The organism is Bacillus sp. MBGLi79, from assembly GCF_002953915.1.
In genome coordinates, this window is sequence record NZ_CP026521.1 from 4,319,638 (window position 1) to 4,322,019 (window position 2,382).

At 48.0% G+C, this 2,382-nt stretch carries 2 protein-coding genes; one reads left to right on the forward strand and one right to left on the reverse strand.

Annotated features, from left to right (window positions below; translation table 11 throughout):
- Nucleotides 1-79: 79 nt before the first annotated feature.
- The gene (locus C1T29_RS22050) at nucleotides 80-610 is read left to right on the forward strand and encodes a DUF2529 domain-containing protein (RefSeq protein WP_023857063.1); all 531 of its coding nucleotides are present in this window, start codon (nucleotides 80-82) and stop codon (nucleotides 608-610) included.
- A gap of 138 nt (nucleotides 611-748) precedes the next feature.
- Here the strand turns inward: C1T29_RS22050 and C1T29_RS22055 are convergent, their stop codons facing one another.
- Nucleotides 749-2,356, reverse strand: a complete 1,608-nt coding sequence (locus tag C1T29_RS22055; RefSeq protein WP_208945562.1) for a CTP synthase — start codon at nucleotides 2,354-2,356, stop codon at nucleotides 749-751.
- Nucleotides 2,357-2,382 lie beyond the last annotated feature (26 nt).

The window sequence follows — 2,382 nt, forward strand, 5'->3', positions numbered from 1 at the left end:
TTTGCGACATATTTAGAGGATTTTTCCCATTATTCTCTTTTGTTATATAATGATAGTCAGTAAAAAAGGAGGAGTCAGCTTGCTTAAAATTTTCACCACTCAATTGACGGGAATCTTCAACCGGATTCAAGAGGGCGAGGCCCAATCGATAGAGGACGGCGCCCGCTTGTTGGCTCAGGCGGTCATCAGTGATCATTCGGTTTATGTATACGGAAAAAATGAATTGGAAGGCATTTTGAAAGAAGCGATGTACAGTTCTGAACCGTTCCCCTCAGTCAAAGTGCTGCCGAAGAACGAAGAAAACTGGCCCGATTTTGAAATGACGGACAAAGTGCTGATGTTCTGCGCCGGTTCAGCGGATGACGAAGAGCTGAAAATGGCGGAAAAACTGTATGAAAGAGGAATCGGACTTGTTGTCGTCTCCCCTTCGGGAAAAGACGGCGCCCCGATCGCATCATTCGCCGATGTCCATATCGATTCAAAGCTGAGAATGCCGCTTCTTCCCGATGAAGACGGAACAAGGTTCGGATTTCCGTCCCTGATGGTCAGCCTCTACATTTATCATGCCCTATCCTTTACATTAAAGGAAATTCTTCAGGAATACCAATAAAACAGGGTTGCCTAAAGGAAATTAATGACGGTGGGGCCGGCCTTAATGAATATAGTACCAGTTCGGGCCGCCATTATCACCAGAAAAATCCAAAAAAGGCCTGCCGGCGTGATGTGCCGGCAGGCCTTTTTTTCTTTTTTACAGCTTTTCCGAAGTCTTCAGCGAAGCATGTACGAAGTCTCTGAACAGAGCCTGAGGTCTTGTCGGTCTTGACGTGAATTCAGGGTGGAACTGAGACGCGACAAACCATGGATGATCTTTAAGCTCGATAATCTCCACGAGACGGCCGTCAGGGCTTGTCCCGGAAAATACAAATCCGGCTTCTTCCATCTGCTGTCTGAATTCGTTGTTGAATTCATAGCGGTGGCGGTGGCGTTCATAGACCACTTCATTTTCATATGCCTGATACGCTTTCGACCCTTCTTGAAGCTTGCACGGATAAAGTCCGAGACGCAGTGTTCCGCCAAGGTCTTCAATGTCCTTTTGTTCAGGGAGAAGGTCGATAATCGGATACGGTGTGGAAGGATCGATTTCGGCTGAGTGCGCTCCTTCAAGACCGAGCACATTTCTTGCGTATTCAATCGATGCCACCTGCATTCCGAGGCAAATGCCGAAGAACGGAATCTTTTGTTCGCGGGCATATTTGACTGTCGTGATTTTCCCTTCAACACCGCGGTCTCCGAATCCGCCCGGCACAAGAATACCATCCGCATTCTGAACAAGATCGGCAACGTTGTCTTCCGTCACTTCTTCCGCATTGATCCATTTAACCTGAATGTCTGCGTCAAACGCATAACCCGCATGGCGAAGCGATTCCACAACTGAAATGTAGGCATCCGGGAGCTCGACGTATTTACCAACCAAAGCGATTGTCACCGTTTTGGACAGACTTTTCACCTTTTTGACAAGTTCTTTCCATTCTTCCATATCGGCTTCTCTGCAATTCAGCTTCAAGTGGCTGCAGACTAAGCTGTCCAGCCCTTGTTTTTGCAGGTCGAGAGGAATGGAGTAGAGCGTATCCGCATCGCCGGCTTCGATGACGGCTTTAGGATCGATGTCGCAGAACAGCGCGATTTTATCTTTCATGTCCTGAGAAATCGGCATTTCTGTTCTCACGACGATGACATTTGGCTGAATGCCGAGGCTGCGCAGTTCTTTTACGCTGTGCTGAGTCGGCTTTGTTTTCATTTCTCCCGCCGCTTTAAGATATGGAACTAGCGTACAGTGAATGTACATCACATTGTCGCGGCCGACATCGCTCTTGATCTGGCGGATCGCTTCAAGAAACGGCAGCGATTCGATATCACCGACGGTTCCGCCGATTTCGGTGATCACGACATCAGCGCCCGTTTCTTTTCCGGCGCGGAATACGCGGTCTTTAATTTCATTTGTGATATGAGGTATAACCTGTACGGTACCGCCTAAATAATCGCCTCTGCGCTCTTTTTTCAGCACCGTGGAATAGATTTTTCCTGTTGTCACGTTGCTGTATTTATTTAAATTGATGTCGATGAAGCGCTCATAGTGGCCGAGGTCAAGATCCGTTTCCGCACCGTCGTCGGTTACGAACACTTCACCGTGCTGATACGGGCTCATTGTCCCCGGGTCTACGTTGATATACGGGTCAAATTTTTGAATGGTGACATTCAAACCTCTGTTCTTCAGCAGGCGGCCGAGCGAAGACGCCGTAATTCCTTTTCCAAGCGAGGATACAACTCCTCCGGTTACAAAGCTATATTTTGTCATTTCTGTACCCCTCTCTTCGATTAACG